This window comes from Sphingomonas phoenicis (genome assembly GCF_047238005.1).
In the GTDB taxonomy this organism is placed as follows: Bacteria; Pseudomonadota; Alphaproteobacteria; order Sphingomonadales; family Sphingomonadaceae; genus Sphingomonas.
The window spans coordinates 479,673-504,223 of record NZ_JBDFMC010000002.1; the positions used below are offsets into that span (position 1 = coordinate 479,673).

Sequence of the window (24,551 nt, forward strand, 5' to 3'; positions counted from 1 at the left end):
GTCGAACGCGGCAGATGCGAGGTCGGTCCCCTTTCACGAACCAACCGCCTTCCCCTCGACATCGATGACCAGGTGGGTTCCGGGTTCGGCTTGGCACCCTGAGCGCAAAGGAAGGGATCACATCAGTGAAAGCGCTCACCACGAGCGAGCTGCTCCAGGATTTGCGGCATCCTGCGCGCCCGCGTCTCCGGTCGCTTGGCCGTCTGGAGGCGGTAGTAGATCGAATACAGGTTCGTGCGATCGAGCGTCCGGAAGAATGCTTCGGCCTTGGGCAGAGCCGCCAGTGCGTCCAGGAAATCCTGCGGGATGCGCATCGACGCCGAGCCGTCGTAGGCGGTGTTCCAGCGCCCCCCCGCGCGCGCGGCCTCGACATGGACGAGCCTGGCCGGGGTCATGCGACCTTCAGCCATCAGCCGCTCGGCGTGAGCACGGTTCCTGGCGGACCAGCTTGATCCTGGCCGGCGTGGCGTCAGGCGCTGAAGGTAGGAGCGTTCGTCGCCCGGTCGCTTGAGGCCCTCGATCCAGCCGAAGCGGATCGCCTCCACAACGCAGTCTGTCCACGTGACCGAGCGTTCGCCCGAACCTGCCTTATAGATTCGGATCCATAATTCCCGACTGTCCGCGTAATGCTCGGCGAGCCAGCCGGCTAGATCTTCGGGACGTTCGAAGGCGAGGGCATCGGCGCTAGGGATCGTCATCGCCAGAGGCTACCCAAGGCTGATCCCGCTGAGAAGCGGCAAGGCAACGCCGCTCCCATGCTGCCGCGAATGATCGGATGAGGCGAGGGACAGGTGAACAAGCGGCGGCTTTGAGGAAACGCGCGGCTGGCGCTCAACGACCGCTTCCGGGCCTTTGATCGCTGACGGCGATCGCGGCGCGGCGCTATCCCGGGCGTCAGCAGCGTGCGGACGGGGTTGTCGGCTACAGTCGTGCGCAAGCGCGAGCCCATAGATCGTTTGATGCGCACAAAGGAGGTGTCGAGAGGGATTTGCTCCCGCCGTGAGAACACGGCCTGGGACTTCCGCCGTTCCCGGGCGTTCAGCTGCAAAGACTGAGAAGGGTGAAGACAATGGCTCGGCTCTACCGGCTGGCGATCGCATGGTGCGTGGCCATTCTTGGTGGCTTCTTCGGGGTAGCCGGAGCGGTCCTCGCCTCTCTGGACGGGTCGCCCTATTATCTGATCGCAGGCATCGCGATGGTCGCCAGCGGTGTATTGCTCGGCCGTGTCGCATGGCTCGGCCGCTGGTTGTTCGTTGCGATCTGGGTCGGCACGCTGATCTGGGCGCTTTGGGAGGTCGGGCTCGACGGGCTGCAACTCGTCCCCCGCCTGGTCGCACCGACCGTTCTGTTAGTACTGGTGCTGCTGACCGCGTGGCGGGCGGGTAGCTGGCGCGCGCGCGCGCACGCCGTACCAGCTGCCGCCGCGGTGCTGCTCGCGCTAGGGATCGGCGGCGTCATCCTTCATGGCGACGGCGTAGCCGCGCATGGCGCGCCTGGTGCTGTCGCGCTGCCCGCCGCGCCGACTGGAGAGGCGGACGGCGACTGGCGCGATTATGGCGGCACGGCGTCGGGCCGGCGCTATTCGACGCTCGCCGACATCACGCCGCAAAATGTCGGCCGTCTGGAACTCGCCTGGACGCAGCGGACCGGTGACCTGCCGATGGCGGCGGAAACCGCCGAGCACAAACGCGAGTATCATTCCGAAGCGACTCCGATCCATATCGGCGACACGCTCTACACCTGCACGCCACATTCGTTCGTTCAGGCCATCGACGCGACCACCGGCAAGACCAAGTGGAGCTGGCATGAGGATGCCAAGGTCGCAGGCAACAATTATCTCGTCTGCCGCGGCGTCACCTATTTCGAGGCGCCGGCCGGGACGCCGTGCCCCCACCGCATCTTCGCGCCGACCTTCAATGCCCGCCTGGTGGCGCTCGACGCCGATACCGGGCGTCCGTGCGCCAGCTTCGCGAATGGCGGCGCCATCGATCTGCGCGCAAACATGGGCACGTCGCAGCCATCCGACCAGATCGGCACCACCCCGCCGATCGTCGTCAACGGCCGTCTCATCATCGGCGAGCGGATCACCGACAACGTCAACCGCGACATCCCGTCGGGCGTGGTCCGCGCCTATGATCCGGTGTCGGGCGCGCCCATCTGGGCCTGGGACGTCGGCCGTTCGCCGGATGCGATCGCGCCACTGCCGGCGGGACAGGTCTATACCCGCGGCACGGCCAATGTCTGGGGTGCGATCACCGCCGATGCCGCCAACGGCATCGTCTATCTGGGCACCGGCAACGCGTCGCCCGACTATTGGATCGGCTATCGTCGGCCGTTCGACGACCGGTTCGGCAGCTCGATCGTCGCGCTCGATATCGCGACCGGCAAGCTGCGCTGGACCCGCCAGCTGGTTCACCGCGACATGTGGGACATGGACCTGCCGATCGGTCCGTCGCTGTTCGACTATCGCGGACCCGATGGCCGGGTGATCCCGGCGTTGATCCAGACGACGAAGATGGGGCAGGTCTTCTTCCTCAACCGCCTGACCGGTGCGCCGATCGCCGCCATCACCGAGCGTCCGGTTCGGACCGATGGCGCGACACCGGGCGTGCGGGTGTCGCCGACCCAGCCCTTCTCGACAGGCATGCCCAGCTTCACCCCGCCCGCGCCGACCGAGGTCGCGACCTGGGGCGCGACGCCGATCGACCAGCTGTTCTGCCGCATCGATATCCGCCGCGCGCAGGGCACCGGCATCTACCAGCCATTGGGATTGAAGCCGATCATCGGCCACCCGGCCTTTGACGGCGTGACCGACTGGGGCGGCGCCGCGGTCGATCCAGTGCGTGGCGTAATGACCGTCAACACGATGGAGATGCCGTTCAAGCTGTGGCTGATGCCGCGCAACGATCCGCGCGTCCCGCCGCTGATGAAGCAGAAGCAGGGCGGCGAGAACGCCATGCAGGCGCAGCTCCAGACGCAGTACAACACACCCTATGTCGCGGTGGTGAAGGCGTGGGTGGGCATCTTCGGCGCGCCCTGCGTCGCACCGCCTTGGGGTCACCTGACCGCGGTCGACCTGAAGACGCGCAAGGTCCTGTGGCGCAAGGTGCTGGGCACCGCGCGCGATACCGGCCTGTTCGGCTCGCATCTGGGCGTGCCGGTCAAGACCGGGGTGCCCAATCTGGGTGGCTCGATCATCACCGCCGGCGGCCTCGCCTTCATCGGGGCGACCACCGATCAGTACCTGCGCGCCTATGACCTGAACACCGGCGAAGTGGTGTGGAAGGCGCGCCTGCCCGCCGGGGCGCAGGCGACGCCGATGACCTATCGCGGCCGCGACGGCCGGCAATATGTCGTCGTCACCGCCGGCGGGCACGGCGCGCTGGGGACGCGCTATGGCGACTATACGCTGGCCTATGCGCTGCCGCGGGGCTGACGACCAGTCCATGGCGCTAGGACGCCTCCGCTCCGTGATGCGCGTCCTCGCCGATCGTCGTGAAATCCTATCGGCGAAGCACCAAAAGTCGCCTCAAGGTTCAATGTGACTGCGCTGAAACAACGCATGCACTGTCATGATCGGTTGAACCGTCATTTCAATAGGAGATGAACGAAGGGCAATTGAAAGCGACAGGCCAGAGCGTATCTGAATCCCTGCAAATAGGCCGATGGTGATATCAGCCATCATCTAAGGCGGCATTACCGTGGTGCGTAATCGGCGAGTGTCACCGGCCGCCGGGGATTGGCGCGCGATACCCGTCGGCCGTCGCTGACGAGCGCTTCGGCATCGGGGCGGGTGTCGTCGTTCATCCGCCAGGACTCGTAGATGCGGCTGCGCCACACCAAGCTGCGCGTTCGAGGATCGAAGCGGAAGGTCGTGTAATCGGTCCAGTGCTGGCCGCAGGCGACGCCCTGTTCCAGCGTGAAGAACCGTCCCTTGACCGTAAGCGCGCCGCCGTCTTCAACCGGGTCGCACTGGCCGCCCTCGTCGCGGCGCAGCACCACCTTGTCGTTGCGGGCGATCAGCGTAGCGGTGGCGCCGTTCAACCGATAGACGAGCAGCGGACGCCGCGGGGCCTCGCGTGGGGAGTTGCGGTTTCCTTCGTCCGGACGAGCGGCGACGACGATGCAGATTGCCCGAGGCGGATCGAGGGCGCGGGTGCACGTCGCCACTCGCGCGACGTGACCGGACGGCAGCGCGGCGCTGACCGCGTCGGGCAGCGCTACCGGCTCCCACGCCGCGGCCGACTGTGCCGCGAGCGCAAACAATATCATCCAGTGCCGCATCACCCAGGTCCGATCTACGCACCGCTGTTGCAGGCATCTTCCCACGCGACAACGGCTTGCGCACCCTATGCTACGCCGTCTCATCCGCCCGCCCGGCCATCGGCTCCTCCGGGAAAGCGACATGGACGAAGGTCTGATTTTCGCGGGCCGCCGAGGTCGCGTGAATGGCAGAAAAGGGGTCTGAACTTCATGGGCGGCTTCGTGTGCGGTAAAACGAATGTCATCAGAGCGACAATCGGGAGGACATATGGCGATAATTGAAGGATCGGGCGAGTACGTTGTCAGTCAAGTGCAGCAGATCGTTCGGAGGCACGTTCCTGGTGCGAATTGTGCGCTGCTTGACTATGGCAAGCGGGTCGGATGCGGTGAGCTGGACGACCATGGCGGGCTCCACGAGCAGCGATGGTTGCGCCGCGAACTCGACGGCGATCAGGTCGCCCGGGATGCCGAGCGTCTGGCGCGCACGATCGGAGACGCCAATCGGCAGCGTCGGACTGACTGCTGAGACTGATCGACACTGCCGCGTTGAACGGAGGGCGGTGGCCGAAGGACCTTGCCCGTCGGATGAGGTCAGGTCCGTGACGTTGGCGCCCTGATGTCAGCTAATGAATGTTCGTCGTCAGCCGAGAAGATCATGCGGAAATGGGAGAATATGGCCGCAGCAGACACTTGAATATGCCATCATCGAGCCAATCATCCGGCAGTAGCGCCGCAAATGTTCGGCTCCCTGTCGCGCTGCCGACCTTGAGCGGCAACTCTGGCATGATGAGAGACGGTGCTGCTCTCGTCGTGCAAGCCTCGATGGCGTCGACGTGCATCGCCGTCGATGGATGCCGTGGGCTGCTGCGGGTGCAAGACGGGGCCTAGTCCCTGTCGAAGCGGTGGAAAGCTGGACGGTATCGCTCGCCGTCACAGCATCTGTCTGGCAGGTCAATGCCGTCGTTAGCCGGCGCCGCGACGGCACTTGCAAATTACGCCTGGCCAATTAGCCTATGCTGGCGTTGCATCGGCAACGCCGAGGCGTGAGAACCTCGCTTGAGCGAAGACTTCGCGATGGTACGGCCGGGTGGCCGACGCATATGTCCAGGCCGCCCGCGGCTAAAGGCGTCGGCGCGTGTCTCAAGCATGTTCTCAACACCCGGCTCGCGCCGGCATTGCCTCGCACTCTTGGCCAAGAGGGGCATGCCACCGTGGCTGCGCGAGCTCGGTTCACTTCCGTTCGAATGCCAGACCCAAGCACGGTCAGACTGGCCTGTGTCGACGGCGATCCGCTGCCGCCGGACAGCGACATCGCTCCATCCGAGACGCTCGACCTCGACGCCTTGTATCGCGTCGAGCAGCCTCGCCTTGTGCGCGCGCTGATGCGGTTCACGACGGCCGACCGAGCGCAGGATGCGGTGCAACAGGTCTTTATGCGGCTGACCGGCCGCGACGCGATCGCCACACGCGACGTGCGGTCGCCTCGCGCTTATGTACGCGAGGCGACCATGAACGCGGTCCGCGATGAGGTTCGCGCGGTAACGCGGTTTGCCAGCGACGCCGACCTGCCACGGGTTGGTTGTCCGCATACCGCGGTCGATCCGTTGCCCCAGCTTGAGGCGCGAGATCGGCTCAGACGGATCGAGGCGGCCGTGCAGGGGCTGAAGCCGCTCACCAAACAAATATTTCTGGCCCGCCGCCTGGATGGCTATAGCTATGCCGAGATTGCCGCCCGGACGGGCCTGAGCGAGCGGGGGGTGGAAAAGCAGATGCGGATCGCGCTTCGTCATCTTGGCCGGCACCTCCGATCCCATGACTGAGTCGAACCGCGGCGAGATCTCCAACGCCATCCACGAGGCCGCCGAGGACTGGTTGTTGGCGCTTCAATCAGGCCGGAATCCAGAACTGGCGGAGGCGCACGCCCGCTGGCTCGCCGAATCTGCCGAGCATCGCCGTGCTTATGCCTTTGTTTTGGCGACGTGGCGCGACGGAGCGCTGCTGCGTTCCAGCGATGAGGGGCAGTCGCGCGCGCTCGTCAAGGCGCCGTGGCTGATGCGCCACTCGACGCATCGCGCTGGCGCGGTGCTGGCAGTCGGCGCGTTCGGTGCTCTCGTGGTGACCAGCCTCCATCTTTATGGTCCGCCATTGCCGGTTTCCCAGGCCGCCGCCGAGACGCTGCGTACCAAGGTCGGCGAGATCCGACCGGTCTCGCTCCGCGGCGGAACTCGGCTCGTGCTCGACACGGCGACGACGGTGACGGTGGAACAGGCACCGAATGAGCGACGCGTCGTCGTTGTCGCAGGCCGGATCCGTCTCGCGCAATCGCCTGGCGATCGCGCGCGCTACTTGGTCGTGGTGCGCGGCGTCACCTTCACGCCGCGGTCGGGAATCGTGGACGTCAGCGCGACCGAACCGGCGCCGTCGGTCCATCTTCTCCGCGGCGCTGTTGATTTCATCGTCGCTCCGGGCGAGCGCCAGCCGGCCGATCCGCCCCTCGCCCCCGGCGAACGGGTCGTCCTGGGTCCGGTGCTGCCGGCTCACCCTGTGCCGGCGCGCGACTCGGGATGGATCAACGGCATGCTGCAAGCCGATGGCCTGCCGCTCGCCGCCGCCATCGACCAGATCAACCGCTATAATCGCATACAGATCGAACTTGCCGAACCGAGCCCCGCGACTGCGCTGCTCATCACCGGCGCGTTTCGCGTGCGCGATCCGGACGGATTCGCGCGCGCCGTCGCCGCGATGTTCGCGATGACGCTCGATCGCACCGGCGATCGGCTGATCCTGTCATCGACGCGGCGGCAGCCGGCCCGCAAATAACGGGCGGGTAAACGCCCCATCGATCGTCTCCCCCCTGACCCGCCATGGGGCGGGAAGGGGGAGATGTTCCGATGTTACACCTTCGATCGACCATGACGCCGTGGCTGCTGGGCACCGTCCTGACTGCCGGTGTGGTCGTCGCCACCGCCGCCGAGGCGCAGAGCGGGCGACGGGTTTATGCGCTGCCGAGCCAGCCGCTGAGCCTCGCGCTTCAGTCGCTTGCGGTGGCGTCCGGCCGCACGATCCTCGTTCCCGCCACGATCGTCGAGGGACGGTCCGCGCCCGCGCTTGTCGGCCGCCTGAGCGTGGAGGAGGCGCTCGACCGCCTGCTCGTCGGGTCGGGGCTCCATTATACGCGCGTCGGCGCCGGTTTCGCGGTCACGGCTACCGCGCCCGAAACCGAGCGCGAGACCGACCGCGACATTCTCGTCACCGGCACGCGAATCCGCGGCGCGACCGCCGCCGGTGCCGACGTCATCGTGATCGACCGCGAGGCGATCGATCGCAGCGGCTACGCGACGACGCAACAACTGCTTCAGGCGCTGCCGCAGAATTTCGGCGGCGGTCCCAACGAAGGATCGGTGGGCGTTTCGGTGCGCAACAACACCGGCGCCAACAGCGGCTTCGGGTCTAGCGTCAACCTGCGCGGGCTGGGCGCATCGTCGACGCTCGTCCTGGTCGACGGTAATCGCCCAGCGCTCGGCGGGCTGTTCGGCGCGTTCAGCGACCTGTCGCTCATTCCTTCGACCGCAATCGAGCGGGTCGAGGTGCTGACCGACGGCGCATCGGCGCTGTACGGCTCCGACGCGGTGGCGGGCGTGGTCAACATCAAACTGCGGACCGAAGCGACGGAGTTCGAGACGCGCGCGCGCTACGGCTTGGCGAACGGGTTCGACGAAGTCCAGGCGAGCCAGCTCGCCGGGGTCGGGTGGCGCACCGGTCACTTCACGCTTGCCTATGAATATTATGGACGCGGCCGGTTGCGCGCGGCCGACCGCGCCTATGCGCGCGAGGATCTGCGCGCCTTCGGCGGCCCCGACTACCGCAAGACCTTCGCCAACCCCGGAACAATCATCGCCGCCAACGGCCAGACTTTCGCGATCCCGCGCGGGCAGGATGGCACTGCGCTGAGCGCAGCGGCGCTGGTAGCGGGGACAAGTAACCTTGGCGACGGCCGGCTCGGCTCCGATCTTCTCCCGGCGACGCGCCGCCATGCCGCGAGCGCGACCATTCGCCAGGACATCCTGCCGTGGCTGCGCTTTTCGGCCGAGGGCTTCTTCGCCGCCCGTCGGTCGTCGACGCACTCGCTCCCCGACAATTACGGCGCCTTTGTCGTGCCGGTGACCAACCCCTTCTACGTCGACCCGATCGGCATCCGGCAGCCGCTGCGCATCAACTATTCCTTTGCGCGTGACCTGGGGCCGCAGACCGCGACCACCAACGTGCGCGCCTATAGCGGCGTCGGCGGACTGTCGGCCGACCTCGGTCGCTGGCACGCAGACCTCATGGGGAGCTACGGCCTCCAGACCGAGCGGCTCCGATCGGACAACATCCCCAATTATGCGGCACTCGCGGTGGCGCTCGCCGACACCAATCGCGCGACGGCCTACAACCTCTTCGGGGACGGCACGTTCACCAACCCGGCGACAATCGACAAGGTTCGCGGCTATCTTACCGCCGAGGGCCGATACGAGGTCTATAGCGGCAGCATCCGCGCCGACGGGCCGGTCGCGCGGTTGCCCGCAGGGGCGATCAAGCTCGCGGTAGGCGGCGAATATCGCCACGAATATTATGCCTACGATACCACCGACCTGCAATTCACGCTGACGCCCCGCTACCTGCCGACCAACGGACTGCCGGCGGCGCGCACGGTGAGCGCGGCTTATGGCGAACTGCTCGTCCCGATCGTCGCGCCGGCGCAGGGTGTCGCCGGGATCGATCGGCTGGATGTGTCGATCGCGGGCCGCGTCGAGCGTTACGACAGCTTCGGCACCACCGCGAATCCAAAGATTGGCGTGAGCTGGCAGCCGGTCCGCGATCTTACCCTCCGCGCGACCTATGGCACGTCGTTCCGCGCGCCGAGCTTCCAGGAGACGCGCCAGGGCAAGGGCGCGTCGCTCTACCTGCCGCAGGCGCTGACCGATCCTGCGTCGCCGAGCGGGAAGACCAATGCCCTGATCCTGTTCGGCAACGAGCCGGGGATCGGCCCCGAGCGGGCGACGACCAAGACGTTCGGCCTAGGCTTCCGTCCGGCAGCTCTACCCGGGCTCGGCATCGACCTGACAGTGTTCGATATCGCTTATCGCGACCGGATCGTCAGTGTTCAGAGCGACTATCTGACCTTCCTCGCCAATCGGACGCGCTACGGCCCGCTCATCACCCAGAACCCCAGCGCCGCAGTGATCGCCGGCTATTATGCCGATCCCAGTTTCTCCAATCCGTACGGGATCGCGGCGGGAAATATCGCGGTGCTGATCGACGCGCGCACCAACAACCTTGCCTCGTCGCGCGTGCGCGGCCTCGACTTCGACATCGGTTATCGCACCGATGGTCCGGTCGTCGTCGAGGGCGGGGTAAGCGGCTCGTACCTGTTCCATATCGACCAGAAGATCATCGCAACGGCGCCGACGATCGACTTGGTGTCGACGATCGGCAACCCGGTCGACCTGCGCCTGCGTGGGCGTCTGCTCGCGACCGCCGGTCGCGTAAGCGCGTCGTCGTTCGTCAATTTCGTCGACGGCTACCGCAACACCGCGCTCGTCCGACCCGAGAAGGTCGCGAGCTACGCCACCGTCGACCTTCAGCTCGGCTACGATCTTGGCCGCGCCGGCACCGCAGGCGCCACGCGCGTTGCGCTCAGCGTCACCAACCTGTTCGATCGGGCGCCGCCCTACGTCAACAACCCGACCACCTTCTCCGCGGCGGGGTTCGACCCCGATAATGCGAGCGCGATCGGCAGGCTCGTCGCGCTCCAGGTGACCAAGCCGTGGTGACGGCGGGGCAGGGCAGGGCGGCAGCAGCGGTCGTGGCCGCGCTCACCGCGTTGGCGCCGCTGGCGGCGGTGGCGCAGCCGTCGATCAGCGACCGTTCGATCGTGTCGATGATCGAGGTCACCGACCTGTCGAGCGTTGCGATTTCGCCCGATGGCCGATGGGTCGCCTATCGGAGCGAGACGGCGTCGGTCGCGCGCAATGCGTATGATCTCGCCTGGCATGTCGTCGCGCTCGACGGTCGCACGCCGCCGCGGCGTGTCGCTGACGCGGGAGCCGGCACCTGGCCCGACGGCCAGATCTTCGCGGCGCCGCCGCTATGGTCGGCCGACTCGCGCTGGATCTATTATCGCGCGGCGCGCGACGGTGCAGCCCAGCTGTGGCGTGCGTCGGCAGATGGACGTGGCGTCGAGCAGGTGACGCACGATGCCGCCGATATCGTCGCCTTCGCGCTGGTGCCGGGCTCAAGCGACGTCGTCTACAGCGTCGGCGCGACCCGCGCGGCGATCGCCGCCGCCGAGGCTCAAGGCCTCGACAACGGTGTCCTGATCGATCGCCAGGTCGATCCCAACCGGCCGCTCTACCACGGTGGCCGTATCGACGGACGTGCCGCTACCGAGCGTTTGACCGGTTCGTGGTTCGCCCATGGCGGCCTGCTCGCCGACCAACCGCGCCGTTATGTGCGGGTGTTGAACGCGGGCGGCGCCGCGCGTGTCGCGACGGCGGCAGAGGCGGCGCTCGTAGCGCCGGGCGTGACACCGCTGCCGCCGCTCGAGGGCCGGCGTGTCCTCGCCGCCACGCCCTCGGGCGACGCGCGTGGGGTCGCCCTGGTACTGGCGGACGGCATCCACGGCGAGCTGGCGGTGACCCGAGGCGAAGGCCGAGCCGACGCGATCTGGTGCGATGCGCCGGTGTGCCGTGGGCAAAGCGTCGTCCATGCCGACTGGGTGCCCGGCGCCGACGCACTGGTCGCCACCCTTGGCGACGGGGCCGGCAATCATCGCCTGGTTTTGTGGCATCCGGCCACCGACGTCACGCGATCGATCGCCGCGCCGGGCGGCATGCTCGACGGCGGGCGCGACGGCACGCACGGCTGTGCGCTCTCCCGCGTGGTCGCGGTCTGCGTCACGGCCGACGCCGACGCACCACCGCGGCTCGTCAGGATCGATCTGGGGAGCGGTCACGTGGCGACGCTGGCCGATCCCAATGCCGGTTTGCGCCGCCGCCTCGATCGGCATTTCGCACGCCTGGCGTGGACCTCTCCGGCCGGCGACCGTTTCACCGCGCAGTGGCTCGCACCCGCAGGGACCACCGGTCCAGCGCCGCTGTTCGTCACCTATTATGTCTGCAACGGCTTCCTGCGCGGCGGCACCGGCGACGAGTTCCCGCTGCGCCAGCTCGCCGCCGCGGGGATCGGCGTCCTCTGCATCAACCGCGCGGCCGCCGGATCCGAGCAGACCGACAACGAAGCCGAGTATCACCGCGCGCTCGCCGGCATCAAAGCCGGGATCGATCTGCTCGATTGCCGCGGCATCGTCGACCGGCGCCGGATCGGCATGGGCGGTCTCAGCTTCGGCGCCGAGATCGCGATGTGGACGGCGATGCGCTCCGACCTGCTCGCGGCGGTGGCAACCGCGACCTCGCTCCTGACGCCGACCTTCTACTGGTTCGCCGCGATGCCCGGCCGCGATGCGCCGGCGCTGATGAAGCGGGTGTGGGGCCTCGACGCGCCCGACGTCGCGCCCGAGCGCTGGCGTGCGCTGTCACCCGCCATGAACGCCGCGTCGATCCAGACACCGCTGCTCATGCAGGCGCCCGAGCAGGAATATCGCGCCAATCTGGAACTCGCGGCCAGGCTCGACCGCGTCGGCACGCCCGTCGAGCTGTGGGCCTTTGCCGGCGAGACCCACATCAAATACCAACCGGTCCACAAGTTCGCCGCCTTTCGCCGCTATCTCGACTGGTTCCGCTTCTGGCTGCAGGATCATGTCGATCCCGATCCGGCGCGGGCCGCGCAGTATCGGCGCTGGCGTTCGTTCGCGCGTCAGCCCGGCTGGCATGACGACGTGCCGCCGAGCCAGGCATCGAGCCACAATTCGGTGTCGGCGAGCGAAAGGACGCGATAGAAGCGATTGTCACGCAGCGGGCCGGGGCGTCGCAGATAGGTGGCGAGTGCGTCACGGTCGATAAGGCCCTGCCGAGCGAGGTGACCTTCAAGGAGCAGTCCCTCGAAACGCACGCGATTACGTTGATACGCCTTGGCGCAGAAGGCATTCATCATGCCCTTGGTGCGGCGATCGCGGACGATTGGCGGAAGCGCGGTCGCGAACGCCGAACGGGCGATGCCGCGGTCACGGCCATCGTCGATCCACAGCCAGCTCGGGATGCGCAGGCAGGTCTCGATCACCGGCTGCGCGAGCAGCGGGAAGACCGAGGGCGCGACGCTGTGGCGCAAATAGCCGTCGAGATGCCTGGGCGGCCATGATTGAACGGACATGGGCGCGCGTGCCGGCGTCGGCGGTATCGACGTCGTCGCCGAGCCAGGGATGGGCCGGCGGCACCACTGGCAGGACTTCGGGTCGCAGCAGGTCGTTTGCGCGCGGCCAGCGCTCGCGCTTGGCGGGCCGCATCGACTGGCGGATCGCCCGCCATCCGACCGACCAGGTCGTGGCGTGATGGATCGTCGCCAGCGCCGCGACGGTGCGGCCGAACTGCCGGCCGGGACCGAAGGCGCGCACCGCGTCGACCGCCGGCGCGACCGAGCCCAGCGAGCAGAAGACGTTGTCGCCGCCGGTGCCACCGAAAAAGGCGTCGATGTCACGCGGCCCGGCGATCGCGATGAGCCCTTCCTCCCAGCTTCTGAGGACGCCCGGCAGCCCGGGGCGGGCGGTCGGTCCTGGCAATGGCTTGGTCAGGTCGATGGCATCGCTGGCCTCGATCTCGGTCATCGCCAGTCCGGTCAGGTCGGCGACGGCCCGGGCATAGACGCGTTCGTCACCTTCCGCGGTCGGCGTCGCGAAGTTGACGCAGGTCGTGTCGGGACGCGCGGCCGCCAGTGCGGCGGCGACGATCGACGAGTCGAGTCCGCCCGACAATTCGAGCAGGATGTGCCGGTAGCGGCCGGCGAGTGCGGCAGTCGAAGCGAGGACTGCATCGCGCACCGCGGCGGCTGCCTCGCCATGGTCGACGATGCGCCGTTCGGGTGTCGTGAATCGCCACGGCGACCAATAGCCAAACCGCTCCGGACCGTGCTGCGAGAAGGTCACGCCGTCGCCGGCGACGATCTCGTCGACCGCCGCGAGGCCGGTGCGATGCGCGCGCAGATGCGGATAGGCCAGGTGATCGGCGACGAACGCCCAGTCGATCGCTTGCGCGACGCCGAGCGTCAGCAGGTAACGCACGTCGGATGCGATGACGTCGCAGCCGGACAGCCGGGCGCGATAGGCGTGAAGTCCGCCCGACGGCGAGCGCAACACGGTAATCGGCGCCCCCGAGCCTTGCGATACGAACGCGACATGATCGCCCCAGCAACGTTCGCCGAGCGCGCGTCCGTTCGAGCCGAGGATCGCCGCCTCCCAGGTGGACGACGCTCCTGCCGCAGGTCCGCCGAAAGCGTCGCCGACGACGAGGCCGTGAGTGCCGACAGGGGTCGTTCGCGTCGCATCGCCGGTCACGATGACAAGCCCGCCGGTGTCGATCGCCGGGACGAGGCCGTGGCGGGCGGCGAGTTTGCCGACCCACCGCTGGCGCTCGGCAGGCGCCGTGCCGCCCAGGATCGCGCAGAAGCGGGCGCCGCTCATATGACGAGGATCGGCGAGAAGAGGGTCGCGTGGTCGACCACGTCGTTGAGCACGACGTCCTCCTCCTGGACCCAGCAATGCGCGGCGAAGGGGACGGGCTTCGACCCCAAAGACCAGCGCCGGAAAGGCGCCGCGGCGGGCGAGTAGCGCGAGATAGGCGAGCGAATCCGCGAGGCAGACGCGACGGATCGGCAGCCAGCGGCGATAGCGATGGAAAGCGCGGGCGAGCGCCTCGAGGTCGAGGTCACGCGTGGTGGCGCGGAATCGGCGCCGCCGGAGCGACGCCAAGGTCCGTGCCAATCCGCGCCAGCGCAGACCGAGGAAGGCCATGAGCGTCGTCGCAACCACTTCGGCCGCGAGCAGCGGCTGCAGCCGCTCGGCCGTCGCCGCCGCGCCGAGCGCGCTGTGGCGCGGTGTGGGCGGCAGCGAACGGGTCACGGTTTGCGCCGCGCCGGTTTCGACCAGTCCGAGCGCGATCAATCGCTCGACCGCCGCCGGCGTCAGCGCCGCGCCGCCATCGCGGGCGACGGCGTCGAGCGCCGCGCCGAGCGCTGCGCTGACCTGCCAATAGCGGTCGGCGCCTATGTCGAGCACGATGGTGCAGTCGTCAAATCGGCAATAGCCGATGTCGTCACCCATGCGGAAGCGATGCATCGTGCTGATCCCATGATCGGGGCGGACGGACCGTCGATCCGTTCGCCTTCTGCCGTCACGCTCCGGCGACCGTATCGTTCATCGTCATGCCGCTCGGGTCGATGAACGGGCCGAACGGTCCGCGCGCTGCGATTCTTGCCGTGCCGACATCGACCGGTTGCTTGCCGTCATACTGAATGTCGCGTTCCATGCTGCTCTCGCTCGATTGCCCGATGCCGGACGGAGCCGAGGGTGGCTGGAAGATGCGTCTATCCGAGCTTTATACTGGCAATATTCCGCGATGGTTGCGGCGAGCCAACGGGCGCACCCGCGAGGATGCGCCCGCGCGGGTGTCACTCGTCGGTGATGCCGGTGAGCTGCCCGACCGCGCTCGGCTCGATGACCGGGCCATAGGCGCCCTGCGTCTCGACGCTGGCCGCGCCGAGTTCGACGATGTCGGCGGTGGTGTCATGGTCACACATGGTGGTGCTCCTCTTGTCGCCGCGGACGATCGCGGCAGGAGGAGCGTAGGTCGCAGGCGGTATGATCCGAACTTTATACCACGACTATAGCGCGATTGTTTGCACTGGTCGGCCCGTGCTCAGAACCGGTAGAGCGCGTCGACGATCGCCGAGACCGCCCGAAGCCGTCGGCGATGATAGGCGGCGACCAGCGTGCGCAGCGCCGCCGGTGTGCCGGTATCGAGCGTCACGGCCATGGCCCGCAATTCGGGCTCGAGCCCGGTCAGCACCCGCCGCTCGGCGGCGCGGGCCGCGCCCAGCCGGTCATTAGCCGCCTCGATCTGCGCGGCCAGCTCGACATTGCCGGAGCGCCGCCCGAGCAGCCGGAAGAACTGTCGCGTCGCCCGCTCGATATCGACCGCCAGCTGATCGGCGACGTGCGCCGGTGTTGGCTGTCGCGCGGCGCCGATCGCCAACCGCGCCAGTATCGCGTTCCAGCTGTAGAGATCGCGCAGCCCCGGCTCGGTTACCAGGGGAAGGTGGAAGCCCTCGCTGGTGCGCGTCTCGACAAGGCGTTCACCGGCGAGGCGATGGAGCGCGTCACGGACCGGGGTGACGCTGCTGCCGAGTTCGTCCGCGAACGCGCCAGGCTCGAGCTTCTCGCCGGGCGCGATTGTTCCTGCGAGCAGTCGCCGCTTGAGCGCATCATAGACGCGCTCCGCCGTCGCGCCCGCGTTCATGACGCGCGGCGCTGGTCGTCAAGAAACGCCGCCATCACTTCCTCCTGATCGGGACGCAACGCATCGATCGCGGCAAGATGGTCGGGCACCGCGTCGTCGAGCAGGACCGACGGACAGCGTCCTTCGTAATTGCCGAGGTTAGGGCGATGCTGGCGATAGCCGACGAGGGCGGCGAGGTCGGGCGGGAAATGGCGCGCGATCGCCGGCGGATAGGCGAGCCACTGGTTCTCGTAGGGCTTGAGCCAGCCGAGCGCGTAGCCGACGACCAGTCCCCGGCGTACGTCGGTCGATCGGTTGGCCCCGGCGCCGTGCAGCGTCGATCCAAGGAACACCAGCGCGTCGCCTGGCTGCATCGCCGCCGCGGCCGGCGCTGTTGCGGGCGGCGGTGCGAGCGCCTCGGCGCCGTGGCTGCCCGGCCAGACGAGCGTCGCCCCGTTCTCGGCGGTGAACGGGGTCAGTGGCCAGATGACGTTGACGAGATACTCGATCTCCCCGATCGGCCCTCGCCACATGTCCTGGTCGCGGTGCGGAAGCTGTGACGGCGCGCCGGGATGGACGGCAATCGCCTGCGTCACGTTGAGCTGGATCGTGTCACACCAGGGTGACAGCAACGCCTCGACGATACCGAGGATGGTGCGCTGCTGGACGAGCGCGGCGGCATGCGGCGAGCGAGTGAGCAGGCGTCCGAACCGCTTGGTGGTTTCGCCATAGAAGCCACCCTGGCAGAACGGCGTCCGCGCGAAATCGTCGGCGAGGTCGGCGTCGAGCGCGGCAATCGTGGCTTGCGGTAACGCGCCTGGGATGATGCACCAGCCGTCGCTGGCGAGTTGGGCGGTCCAGCGGGCGACCGGGTCGATCGGCATGGTCATGGGACGTCCTTTCGGTCAGGCCGCAGCGCGTTGCGGGCAGTGGAGCAGGTCGGCCTGGGCGCGGATACCGGCGGTAGCGAGGAGCGCCGGCGTCCTTCCGTCGATCTCGATCCGCATCGCGGCGAGCGTCGCTCCTTCGATGGAGCGCGGCAGTCCGAGCGGCCGGCATCGCCAGCCGAACGCGAGAATCTGCTGGAACCAGCCGAACTCGGCCACCGCGGTGTAGCAGGTGATGCCGTGCGCCAGCGCATGGTCGACCAGCCCGACGACGAGCGTGTCGCGCACCGCACGCCGCTCCGCCGCCCGCAATCGGCGGTCGAGGCAGAAGCGGGTGATTTCCAGGGTTGTCGGCCCCGTCGGCGGCGTGCCGTCGCACAGTTCGGCGTAGAGTGAATCCAGGATGTGTGGCCGCGACGTCGGCAGCAGTCGGGTCGAGCCGAGATGGCGACCGTCGCCGTCGACGAGGATCAGATAGCTGGCGTGTTCGTCATCGAACTGATCGATCTCGTAGCGGTGCTCGACGACGGGCACGTCCCACTTCAACAGGTCGACGAACACGTCCTTGCGGGCGGCGAACATGGTTCGAAGGACCGTGTCGGGTACGTGGGTTCGTCCCGCTTCGGCAACGTGCAGCATGATGGAACTCCTTGGTTGATCGACCAAGGATCGGCGTCTGAGCGGCTCGGCTTCTATACCGGAAAAGGGTCATATCATCGCCGGAAGACGTCGGTGAAGGTGATCGTTCCGTCGAACAATGTCCGGATCGCCAGCAATGTTCTTTTGTTCACGCCGTAGCGATCGCAGGCCTGCTTGATATGCCGGGCGACGGTTTCTTCGCTCACGCCGAGGATCCGGCCGATCTCCCAGTCGCCCTTGCCGCGTGCCGCCCACAGGACACAGTCGCGCTGGCGATCGGTCAGGACGGGTCGGTCGTCGCGCGTGAGCCCGCGGGGCAGCGTCAGTCGGCGGGCAGCCTCGAAGGCGAAGCCGCCGGCGAGCTGCGCGAGCGGCAGCATCGCGACCGGCAACGGACGCCCCGCCTCGTTCGCGAAGGAGCACGAACCGCGCGCCTCGCCGGGCACGTTCGCCGGCACGGTGAACCCGTCGCCGATGCCGGCCTCGCGGCCGAGCGCGAGGATCCGGCGGTCTGCCGCGGTCAGCGCGATCATGGCGGGCATGTGCGACCAACGAAATCCGACGCTGGTCACGTGGCTGGCGCGGTGGACCGGATCGACGACGCCAAGACACCGGTCGTCGTAATAGGCCGCCCAGTGGCCAGGATAATTATGTATCCGGATCGTTGGGGTCGGTGCAGCCGCGACGTCGACATGATGCGACAAGGCGAAATACTGGAAGTCGAGGGCCGCGCAACTGTCACGCATCGCGAGGCGCAAATCGTCGGCGCTGCCGACCGCGTCGATCATTTCGCACAGTTGCGCTGCTACGTGCATGCCCATCGGGCAGTCACTCGACCGCGGGCGGCGTCTCAAGCTGCCGCAGGTCCCGCAATCGCCCTTCCGTCGTCCCCCAGGCCGGATGCTGGCTTCTCACACCCGCCGCCGGCGTTTTGCTTTGCCGTTCCTTGCCGAAGAGTGGCCCGGCTCGAAGAAGAGTCAAAACTATTATCCAAGTATAAAGATCGCGGCGTCGCGAGAGGTGTCATCAAGCGGCCGCGGCGGGGTGGCCGGTCGATCGGGGCGATCGCCTGACGTGCGCGATCGGCTCGATCGCCGGCCGGACTGGCGTGACGGCCAGGCCTATGATCGGTTGCGCCGCATCGATCGCAGCGGGCTCATGTGGGAGTGGCTGCGCCGCGATGCCGACTATGTCGCCTGGTATGCTCGTGCCAGCGACGTCACGCGGGGGATCAGGACGCTGCACGCGGCACTGAACGAGGGCGCGGCGCCCTGGGGGGTACATTTTCGCCGAGCATCCGGCCCGCGAAGCCCCCGAAGCGACGATCATCTGGCGGGCGGATCTCGATCCCGGCGTCCTGCAGGCAACCGCCCAGGCCTGTCCGTCGGGCACGCCTGGCGCCTTCGATCCCGTGATCCTCGCCCGCTGGCTCGCTATTGCCGCCGATCTCACCGGCGAACACGCGGTGCTGTCGGACGGCTGGCATCACATCCGCCTCGACATCGAGGAGGGGAGCCTCGCGTCGCGATCGGTCATGTTGCAGTTCACCATCGCCGGCCTGTCCGGCGCGGCGGCACAGATCCTGCCGCTGCGCCGGCTTCTCCATCTCTCCCAGCACGGACGCTTCGCCGCATCGCTCTTTCCCGCCGATGCCGGCATCGCCCGCGGCCTCGTCGTGCTCCGGGTGCGCGACGCGCTCGACGACGGTGCCAGCCAGCGCATGATCGCATCGGTCCTCTATGGTGACGACCGGGTCGACCTCGACTGGCGGGCGTCGTCGGATTCATTACGCTCGCGGGTACGCCGGATGGTCGCCGACGCGCGGGCACTGGCGAGAGGCGGGTGGCGTCGGCTGATGGCGAGACGGGGGAACGGCGCCGTTTCCTAGCGAGAGCGGCGCAGATAGGTCTGCCATACCGGGCGGGATCGTATGCTCGTCTGCGCCTCGCACGCTGGTCGCGCGCGACCGCGCTCTATGGCTCGCCGATGCGCGCCACCGATCCCTGCCGCGCAGGTATCGGCCTCACGGTGACGATCGCTGGCGGCGGTCAGCGGGTGCTGACCTGCGATCGAGCGGGGCTTGAGGACGCACACTGCCGGACCGCTGGCGCGGCCGTCAGGGTGCGACCTTCTTGCTCTGCCCCGCAGGCCCTCCGGCTCCGACCGGACGGCCGGTGCGCCCGCGGTCGCGGCGGCGCCTCGGCGGCGTATGCGCCACGTCGGCTGCCGCCGGACCCGCGACCCGGCACCGGCTATCGCCGGCCTTCGCCGGGGGGCCGTTGATCGTCGGGCGCGGCGCCGCCGCGCGTCGGGCGGTCGCCGCGCTCGCGCGCGGCGGCGCTGGTGGTGGCCTCTCCCGGTCAAGCGCGGGTGGGCGGCGCTTCCTGCTAGGCCCGCCATCGTCGCCGGCAAGCCGGGCTGACGCCCGGCTCCTCCACTGGCGTTACGGCCCTGCGCCACCCCGCGGACGTGCCGCCGCGGGGATCCGGCTGGGGTGCAGGCGCCGCTTGCGGCGGGCCTCTCCGGTCGCCGGTGCCGCCCACCCCCGCTTTTCCGGGGAGGCCATGTGGGTTTTTCGGGCGGTGTCGGAGGCTTGCGATGTCCACCCCAGCGACCCGCCGCGCCAGCGGCAAGCGCCCATCGTCCGCTGCCCGCGCGCGGGCGTCGGGTCGGGCCGGAACCCCACTCGTCCCGGCGGGCGCCGCGCCCGCTGACCGGGGCGGCGACGGCCGCGCCAGCCTCTACGACGCGGTCACCGCACGGATCGTCGCCGAGCTGGAGGCGGGGCGGGTGCCCTGGGTGCAGCCGTGGCGGGCAGGCGGCGGCGCGATCGGCCCGGCGCTGCCGCGCAACGCGGTCACCGCGCGCGCCTATTCGGGAATCAACATCCTCATCCTGTGGGGCGCGGTGATCGACCATGGCTATCCGTCGCACGGCTGGCTGACCTTCCGGCAGGCGATCGCGGCAGGCGGCGCGGTTCGACGCGGCGAGCGCGGGACGACCGTCGTCTATGCCGACCGCTTCGTGCCGCGCGGCGATGCGGGTGCGGCGTCCGACCCGCTGGCGGGCGGCAAGGGCGCCGATGCCGGCGACTGTGAAGGGCCGCGCACGATCCCCTTCCTCAAGCGTTTCACCGTCTTCAACGTCGCCCAGTGCGACGGCCTTCGTGATCTTGCGCCCGACCCCGTGCCGCTCGACGAGCGCGACGTCGTGCCGGTCGCCGAGGCCGTCGTCGCCGCGAGCGGCGTGGGCTTCCATGTCGGTGGCGATCAGGCCTTCTACATGCCGGCGCGCGACGTGGTGCAGGTGCCGCCGCAGGCGGCGTTCCCTGCGCCGATCAACTTCTATCGCACCGTCCTCCACGAACTGACCCACGCCACCGGCCACCCCAGCCGGCTGGACCGCCGGCTGCTCAACGCGGTCGGCAGCAAGGACTATGCGCGCGAGGAACTCGTTGCCGAAATGGGATCGGCGTTCCTGTGTGCCGCGCTCGGCATCGTGCCCACCGTCCGTCACGCCGACTATATCGCCTGCTGGCTCGACGTGCTGCGCGAGGACAATCGGGCGATCTTCCGCGCCGCGAGCGCCGCCAGCCGGGCCGCCGACTGGCTGCTCGCCCGCCACGCCGAGGCCACCGCCGCAGCGCCGGCGCAGCCGATGCCGGCGGTGGCGGCGTGCCCCCCCGCCACCGGCCACGCGGCTCATTCCGTCCCGGACCCCGCGCGCGGTCGCGCCGCCTTCGCTGACCCAGACCGAGGATCATGCCCATGGACCTGCTGACCCCATCGCTGCGCTTCGCGCTTACCGCCAATGCGCTTGCGCAGGTCGAGGCGCAGCGCCTCGGCCGTCCGGAACCCGATCCGTCGCCGGTCGTGAAACTCTTCAATCCGCTGGGGGCGGCGACATGGCTCGCGACCGAACTCGACGCGGACGGCGACACGCTGTTCGGCCTCGCCGACCTCGGCTTCGGCTGCCCCGAGCTGGGTTCGTTCAGCCTGTCCGAGATCGCCGCGCTTCGTCTTCCCTACGGGCTGACGATCGAGCGCGACGGGCATTTCGTGAGCGCCGCGCCGCTATCCCTATGGACGTCGACGGCGCAGGCGACCGGGTCGTTGAGCGCCGCCGAGGCGGCGCTTGCGGCGCGGCGCACGCCACCGCCGGTGCCGCCCGCCGCCGACCCGGCGGGCGTGCTGGGTGAGCTTCCGTCGTCCGGTTCGGACGACGGCTGACGCGGCGGGCGCGTCTCGCCCGCAATCCCCGATCGTCCACGATCCCGCCCGATCAGGCGCCGGGGAGGGCGGTCCTTCGCAAGGAGTGGAAACGATGCAACTCGCCTTCATCCCGCTGGCCAAGCTGTCGGTCAGCCGTACCAACATGCGCTTCGCCAGGACGCGCCCCGATGTCGCCGACATCCTGCCGAGCGTACGCAAGCGCGGCGTGCTCCAGCCCGTGACCGTGCGGCCCGCCGCAGCGCCCGACGCCTTCGAGATCGTCGCCGGGTTTCGGCGCTTCACCGCCGCGCTGATCGTCGCCGACGAGCGCATCGCGGCCGGCGAGGAGGCCGACGACCTGCCGTGCGCGATCCTCGACACCGGCGACGATGCCGACGCGGTCGAGGCGTCGATGATCGAGAACATGGCGCGTCTCGACGCGGACGAGGTCACCCGCTGGGAAAGCTTCACCCGGCTGGTCCGCGAGGGCCGCAGCGTCGACGACATCGCCGCGACCTTCATGCTGCCCGAGATCGTGGTTCGGCGGACGCTCGCGCTCGGCAACCTCCTGCCAGCGATCCGGCGGATGTACGCGGCCGAGCGGATCGACGCGGCGACCGTCCGCCACCTGACGATGGCGACCAAGCGCCAGCAGCAGGCATGGCTGGCGCTCGCCGCCGACCCGAAGGCCTATTGCCCGACCGGGCATCAGCTCAAGGCATGGCTGTTCGGCGGCGAGTCGATCGCGGTCGCACACGCGCTGTTCGACGTCGCGGCGAGCGGCCTCGCGATCGTCGCCGACCTGTTCGGCGACGATCGCTATTTCGCCGATGCCGATGCCTTCTGGCGCGCGCAGACCGCCGCGATCGAGGCGCGCCGCGCCGCCTATCTCGCGGCGGGGTGGAGCGACGCGATCGTGGTGCCGCCGGCCGAGCATTTCGCGCCATGGGAATATGAGAAGGCGGCCAAGCGCAAGGGCGGGCGCGTCTATCTCGACGTCCGGTCGACCGGCGAAGTCGCGATCCACGAAGGCTATGTCAGCCGCCGCGAGGCGGCCCGGCTGGCAAGGGGCGAGACGCCCTTGACCGACGCCAGACCGCCCCGGCCGGAGACGACGGCCGCGATCCAGACCTATGTCGACCTCCATCGCCATGCCGCCGTCCGCGCGACGCTGCTCGATCATCCGCGCGTCGCGCTCCGGCTGATGGTCGCGCACGCGGTCGCCGGCGCCTCGCTCTGGACCGTCCGCGTCCAGTCGCAGGTCGCGCGCGATCCGGCGACGCAGGAGAGCGTCGAGACGGCCCCCGCCGAGGGCATCTTCGACGCGCGCCGTCGCGCCGTCCTCGACGCGCTGGGGTTCGATGCCGACGCGCCGACCGTGACCGGCGGCGCGCGCGGCTGGCGGCTCGACGACGCCGTCGTCGCCGTGTTCGCGCGGCTGCTCGACCTCGCCGACGACCTCGTCCTGGAGGTGCTCGCCATCGTGATGGGCGAGACGCTGGCGAGCGGCAGTCCCGTCGTCGAGGCGGTGGGCCTGCGGATCGGCGTCGACATGGCGCAGCACTGGCAGGCGGATGCCGCCTTCTTCGACCTTGTCCGCGAACGGGCGGTGCTTGGCGCGATGGTCGCCGAGGTGGCGGGCGCGACGATCGCCGCCGCCAATTCGAACGAGCCGGGCAAGACGCTCAAGCGGATCATCACCGACCATCTCGCCGGCCGCGACGGGCGCAGGAAGGTCGAGGGCTGGGTGCCGCGCTGGATGGCCTTTCCGCCCTCGGCCTATACCGAGCGCGGCGGCGTCGGCACGGTCGCGGCGCATGCTCGCGCGCTCGCGGCGCAGGCGGCGGTCGCCGACGCCGACACAGACCGCGATGACATCGATCGCGACGGCGCCATGGCGGCCGCGTCGCTGCCGCCGACGCCGGACGATGCCGACGACGTGCGGCTCGCGGCCTGATCCGCGCACCGGGAGCGGCGCCGAGGACGCCGCTCCCACGCCCCAAAAATCCGGCGCGCACCCCGGCCCGGACCCTGACGGCTCCGGGCCGGGGTGCGCGCATTGTCCTTGCCGAAAGGCCTGCCGGCCCGATCGTGAGCGAGCCGCATGGGACCGCCATGGGACCGGCGCGAAGGGCGGTTAATGGCGACGATGTCGGCGGTCAGCCCGATACCGGATCACCCGTTTCTCGCCGCAACACAGCGCGCAGAGGTCGCGACTGATGTCGAATCCGGGGGGTCCCGCGAGCCTGCGGGTCGCCCCGTTGGCCGCGCCCGTCGCGGCAAGATCGAGCCGCACCGCCAGGCACGCATCGCAGACCGGTTGCGGGGCCAGCCGCACGATCAGCGCCGCGATCCGTGCCGGAGCCCTCGTCATCGGCTTGGACCTCCCGAACGGCGGGCGCGCGTCGTCCCACCACACCAATTGGGCTTCGGCACGCCGCGCGGCCACCAGCGGGCGGCACCGATCGCGACCAGCGCGCGCGCCAAATCGCGGCCACCCAGCGTGACACGCGCGACGGTGCGCGCGTAGCTGCGACCGACCGGGACGATCCCGACGCGGCGACCGAGCAGGAGCGCGCGGACCTGCGCGGCCGAGGCGCGGCCTTGCACGATCTCAGCAGGGCAATCCGCCTGATCGGCGCGCGTCTCGGGCGCGTCGATGCCTGCGATGCGGATGCGCTCGCCGCCCACCAGCCGGAAGGTGTCGCCGTCGGTGACGCTCGCGACGCGCATCGGCGCGGGCGGCGAGGCCGCGATCAGCAGGCAGGCCGCCATCGCTCCCGCGCTGGCTAACGTTGATCGTGCCGTCGTCATGCCGACGCCCTTCTGGCCTGCGCCGACCCGGCGCGCCAGCCCGAACGATCGGCGCATCGGGCGATGTGACGCACGGTCGCGCGCGGGCATCCCTCGTCGTGGCGGTACTGGTCCGACGCATGACCGAGCCCATGCCGATGGCGCGCGGGAGGCGCTACCGGCGCTGTGGCGCGTCGTCCATCCGGTCGCCCGTGACGCCTTTTCGGTCCTCGAGCGCCTGACCTGGGGCCGCCTCGCCGCGCGCGAAACCATCGCGGCGGCACTGATTTCCCCGCCCGCCTGGCGGCGGGCTCCTCGCGGCCGCTTCGCTCTCA

At 69.2% G+C, this 24,551-nt stretch carries 22 protein-coding genes and 1 pseudogene; 11 read left to right on the forward strand and 12 right to left on the reverse strand.

The window, feature by feature from the left end:
* Positions 1 to 122: 122 nt before the first annotated feature.
* A complete protein-coding gene (locus ABC319_RS03220; protein WP_413068850.1) occupies positions 123 to 698 on the reverse strand; it encodes a YdeI/OmpD-associated family protein in 576 nt (191 codons plus the stop codon).
* 371 nt (positions 699 to 1,069) lie between these two features.
* Here ABC319_RS03220 and ABC319_RS03225 point away from each other — a divergent pair, with 371 nt between their 5' ends.
* Positions 1,070 to 3,436 (forward strand): membrane-bound PQQ-dependent dehydrogenase, glucose/quinate/shikimate family, encoded by a 2,367-nt coding sequence (locus tag ABC319_RS03225; protein ID WP_413068851.1) that lies wholly within the window; start codon positions 1,070 to 1,072, stop codon positions 3,434 to 3,436.
* A gap of 93 nt (positions 3,437 to 3,529) precedes the next feature.
* Here ABC319_RS03225 and ABC319_RS03230 read toward each other — a convergent pair whose 3' ends face one another.
* Positions 3,530 to 3,682: a hypothetical protein gene (locus tag ABC319_RS03230; protein ID WP_413068852.1), complete on the reverse strand. Its 153-nt coding sequence runs from the start codon at positions 3,680 to 3,682 to the stop codon at positions 3,530 to 3,532.
* A 14-nt stretch (positions 3,683 to 3,696) separates the two neighbouring features.
* Positions 3,697 to 4,272 (reverse strand): hypothetical protein, encoded by a 576-nt coding sequence (locus tag ABC319_RS03235; RefSeq protein WP_413068853.1) that lies wholly within the window; start codon positions 4,270 to 4,272, stop codon positions 3,697 to 3,699.
* A 259-nt stretch (positions 4,273 to 4,531) separates the two neighbouring features.
* Here ABC319_RS03235 and ABC319_RS03240 point away from each other — a divergent pair, with 259 nt between their 5' ends.
* The 5 genes from ABC319_RS03240 (at position 4,532) to ABC319_RS03260 (ending at position 12,199) form a co-directional block, all read left to right on the forward strand.
* The gene (locus ABC319_RS03240) at positions 4,532 to 4,789 is read left to right on the forward strand and encodes a hypothetical protein (RefSeq protein WP_413068854.1); all 258 of its coding nucleotides are present in this window, start codon (positions 4,532 to 4,534) and stop codon (positions 4,787 to 4,789) included.
* Positions 4,790 to 5,363: 574 nt separating this feature from the next.
* On the forward strand, positions 5,364 to 6,083 hold the full coding sequence (locus ABC319_RS03245) for an RNA polymerase sigma factor (RefSeq protein ID WP_413068855.1): 720 nt from the start codon (positions 5,364 to 5,366) through the stop codon (positions 6,081 to 6,083).
* Positions 6,055 to 7,083, forward strand: a complete 1,029-nt coding sequence (locus ABC319_RS03250) for a FecR family protein (RefSeq protein ID WP_413068856.1) — start codon at positions 6,055 to 6,057, stop codon at positions 7,081 to 7,083. Before ABC319_RS03245 ends, ABC319_RS03250 begins: the two co-directional genes overlap by 29 nt.
* Before the next feature lie 71 nt (positions 7,084 to 7,154).
* A complete protein-coding gene (locus tag ABC319_RS03255) occupies positions 7,155 to 10,076 on the forward strand; it encodes a TonB-dependent receptor (RefSeq protein WP_413068857.1) in 2,922 nt (973 codons plus the stop codon).
* A gap of 32 nt (positions 10,077 to 10,108) precedes the next feature.
* The gene (locus ABC319_RS03260; protein WP_413068858.1) at positions 10,109 to 12,199 is read left to right on the forward strand and encodes an Atxe2 family lasso peptide isopeptidase; all 2,091 of its coding nucleotides are present in this window, start codon (positions 10,109 to 10,111) and stop codon (positions 12,197 to 12,199) included.
* Here the strand turns inward: ABC319_RS03260 and ABC319_RS03265 are convergent.
* The 8 genes from ABC319_RS03265 to ABC319_RS03300 form a co-directional block, all read right to left on the reverse strand.
* Positions 12,118 to 12,480 (reverse strand): asparagine synthase-related protein, encoded by a 363-nt coding sequence (locus tag ABC319_RS03265; protein ID WP_413068859.1) that lies wholly within the window; start codon positions 12,478 to 12,480, stop codon positions 12,118 to 12,120. The two genes, ABC319_RS03260 and ABC319_RS03265, sit on opposite strands and share 82 nt — an antisense overlap.
* Positions 12,425 to 14,527 carry an asparagine synthase-related protein gene (locus ABC319_RS03270; protein WP_413068860.1) on the reverse strand — a complete coding sequence of 701 codons (2,103 nt, stop codon included), beginning with the start codon at positions 14,525 to 14,527 and terminating at the stop codon, positions 12,425 to 12,427. The genes ABC319_RS03265 and ABC319_RS03270 overlap by 56 nt, the downstream gene beginning before the upstream one ends.
* A 55-nt stretch (positions 14,528 to 14,582) precedes the next feature.
* The gene (locus tag ABC319_RS03275) at positions 14,583 to 14,717 is read right to left on the reverse strand and encodes a hypothetical protein (RefSeq protein WP_413068861.1); all 135 of its coding nucleotides are present in this window, start codon (positions 14,715 to 14,717) and stop codon (positions 14,583 to 14,585) included.
* A 142-nt stretch (positions 14,718 to 14,859) separates the two neighbouring features.
* Positions 14,860 to 14,988, reverse strand: a complete 129-nt coding sequence (locus tag ABC319_RS03280; protein WP_413068862.1) for a benenodin family lasso peptide — start codon at positions 14,986 to 14,988, stop codon at positions 14,860 to 14,862.
* Positions 14,989 to 15,107: 119 nt separating this feature from the next.
* Positions 15,108 to 15,707: a GntR family transcriptional regulator gene (locus ABC319_RS03285; protein ID WP_413068863.1), complete on the reverse strand. Its 600-nt coding sequence runs from the start codon at positions 15,705 to 15,707 to the stop codon at positions 15,108 to 15,110.
* Complete coding sequence (locus tag ABC319_RS03290) at positions 15,704 to 16,576, reverse strand: phytanoyl-CoA dioxygenase family protein (RefSeq protein ID WP_413068864.1); 873 nt, start codon at positions 16,574 to 16,576, stop codon at positions 15,704 to 15,706. Before ABC319_RS03290 ends, ABC319_RS03285 begins: the two co-directional genes overlap by 4 nt.
* 15 nt (positions 16,577 to 16,591) lie before the next feature.
* Positions 16,592 to 17,212 carry an acyl-homoserine-lactone synthase gene (locus ABC319_RS03295; RefSeq protein ID WP_413068865.1) on the reverse strand — a complete coding sequence of 207 codons (621 nt, stop codon included), beginning with the start codon at positions 17,210 to 17,212 and terminating at the stop codon, positions 16,592 to 16,594.
* 74 nt (positions 17,213 to 17,286) lie between these two features.
* Complete coding sequence (locus ABC319_RS03300; RefSeq protein ID WP_413068866.1) at positions 17,287 to 18,033, reverse strand: LuxR family transcriptional regulator; 747 nt, start codon at positions 18,031 to 18,033, stop codon at positions 17,287 to 17,289.
* Between the two features lie 79 nt (positions 18,034 to 18,112).
* On the opposite strand from ABC319_RS03300, the pseudogene ABC319_RS03305 reads away from it, so the two are divergent.
* The 5 genes and pseudogenes from ABC319_RS03305 to ABC319_RS03325 form a co-directional block, all read left to right on the forward strand.
* Positions 18,113 to 18,490, forward strand: a pseudogene (locus ABC319_RS03305) (transcriptional regulator domain-containing protein); the annotation flags it as partial.
* Positions 18,491 to 18,623: 133 nt separating this feature from the next.
* Complete coding sequence (locus tag ABC319_RS03310) at positions 18,624 to 19,100, forward strand: DNA -binding domain-containing protein (protein ID WP_413068867.1); 477 nt, start codon at positions 18,624 to 18,626, stop codon at positions 19,098 to 19,100.
* A gap of 710 nt (positions 19,101 to 19,810) precedes the next feature.
* Positions 19,811 to 20,992 carry an ArdC family protein gene (locus tag ABC319_RS03315; RefSeq protein WP_413068868.1) on the forward strand — a complete coding sequence of 394 codons (1,182 nt, stop codon included), beginning with the start codon at positions 19,811 to 19,813 and terminating at the stop codon, positions 20,990 to 20,992.
* Positions 20,980 to 21,441 (forward strand): DUF2958 domain-containing protein, encoded by a 462-nt coding sequence (locus ABC319_RS03320; RefSeq protein ID WP_413068869.1) that lies wholly within the window; start codon positions 20,980 to 20,982, stop codon positions 21,439 to 21,441. The genes ABC319_RS03315 and ABC319_RS03320 overlap by 13 nt, the downstream gene beginning before the upstream one ends.
* A gap of 94 nt (positions 21,442 to 21,535) precedes the next feature.
* Positions 21,536 to 23,380: a ParB/RepB/Spo0J family partition protein gene (locus tag ABC319_RS03325; RefSeq protein WP_413068870.1), complete on the forward strand. Its 1,845-nt coding sequence runs from the start codon at positions 21,536 to 21,538 to the stop codon at positions 23,378 to 23,380.
* A gap of 413 nt (positions 23,381 to 23,793) precedes the next feature.
* On the opposite strand, the gene ABC319_RS03330 is transcribed toward ABC319_RS03325, so the two are convergent.
* Positions 23,794 to 24,294: a thermonuclease family protein gene (locus ABC319_RS03330; RefSeq protein WP_413068871.1), complete on the reverse strand. Its 501-nt coding sequence runs from the start codon at positions 24,292 to 24,294 to the stop codon at positions 23,794 to 23,796.
* Between the last annotated feature and the right edge of the window lie 257 nt (positions 24,295 to 24,551).

Bases quoted from the DNA above. Each gene is read 5' to 3' on its own strand.
- ABC319_RS03220 (WP_413068850.1), bottom strand. From the start codon at position 698: ATGACGATCCCTAGCGCCGATGCCCTCGCCTTCGAACGTCCCGAAGAT.
- ABC319_RS03225 (WP_413068851.1), top strand. From the start codon at position 1,070: ATGGCTCGGCTCTACCGGCTGGCGATCGCATGGTGCGTGGCCATTCTT.
- ABC319_RS03230 (WP_413068852.1), bottom strand. From the start codon at position 3,682: ATGGCTGATATCACCATCGGCCTATTTGCAGGGATTCAGATACGCTCT.
- ABC319_RS03235 (WP_413068853.1), bottom strand. From the start codon at position 4,272: ATGATATTGTTTGCGCTCGCGGCACAGTCGGCCGCGGCGTGGGAGCCG.
- ABC319_RS03240 (WP_413068854.1), top strand. From the start codon at position 4,532: ATGGCGATAATTGAAGGATCGGGCGAGTACGTTGTCAGTCAAGTGCAG.
- ABC319_RS03245 (WP_413068855.1), top strand. From the start codon at position 5,364: ATGTCCAGGCCGCCCGCGGCTAAAGGCGTCGGCGCGTGTCTCAAGCAT.
- ABC319_RS03255 (WP_413068857.1), top strand. From the start codon at position 7,155: ATGTTACACCTTCGATCGACCATGACGCCGTGGCTGCTGGGCACCGTC.
- ABC319_RS03270 (WP_413068860.1), bottom strand. From the start codon at position 14,527: ATGCATCGCTTCCGCATGGGTGACGACATCGGCTATTGCCGATTTGAC.
- ABC319_RS03275 (WP_413068861.1), bottom strand. From the start codon at position 14,717: ATGGAACGCGACATTCAGTATGACGGCAAGCAACCGGTCGATGTCGGC.
- ABC319_RS03280 (WP_413068862.1), bottom strand. From the start codon at position 14,988: ATGTGTGACCATGACACCACCGCCGACATCGTCGAACTCGGCGCGGCC.
- ABC319_RS03285 (WP_413068863.1), bottom strand. From the start codon at position 15,707: ATGAACGCGGGCGCGACGGCGGAGCGCGTCTATGATGCGCTCAAGCGG.
- ABC319_RS03290 (WP_413068864.1), bottom strand. From the start codon at position 16,576: ATGACCATGCCGATCGACCCGGTCGCCCGCTGGACCGCCCAACTCGCC.
- ABC319_RS03295 (WP_413068865.1), bottom strand. From the start codon at position 17,212: ATGCTGCACGTTGCCGAAGCGGGACGAACCCACGTACCCGACACGGTC.
- ABC319_RS03300 (WP_413068866.1), bottom strand. From the start codon at position 18,033: ATGGGCATGCACGTAGCAGCGCAACTGTGCGAAATGATCGACGCGGTC.
- ABC319_RS03315 (WP_413068868.1), top strand. From the start codon at position 19,811: ATGTCCACCCCAGCGACCCGCCGCGCCAGCGGCAAGCGCCCATCGTCC.
- ABC319_RS03320 (WP_413068869.1), top strand. From the start codon at position 20,980: ATGGACCTGCTGACCCCATCGCTGCGCTTCGCGCTTACCGCCAATGCG.
- ABC319_RS03325 (WP_413068870.1), top strand. From the start codon at position 21,536: ATGCAACTCGCCTTCATCCCGCTGGCCAAGCTGTCGGTCAGCCGTACC.
- ABC319_RS03330 (WP_413068871.1), bottom strand. From the start codon at position 24,294: ATGCGCCGATCGTTCGGGCTGGCGCGCCGGGTCGGCGCAGGCCAGAAG.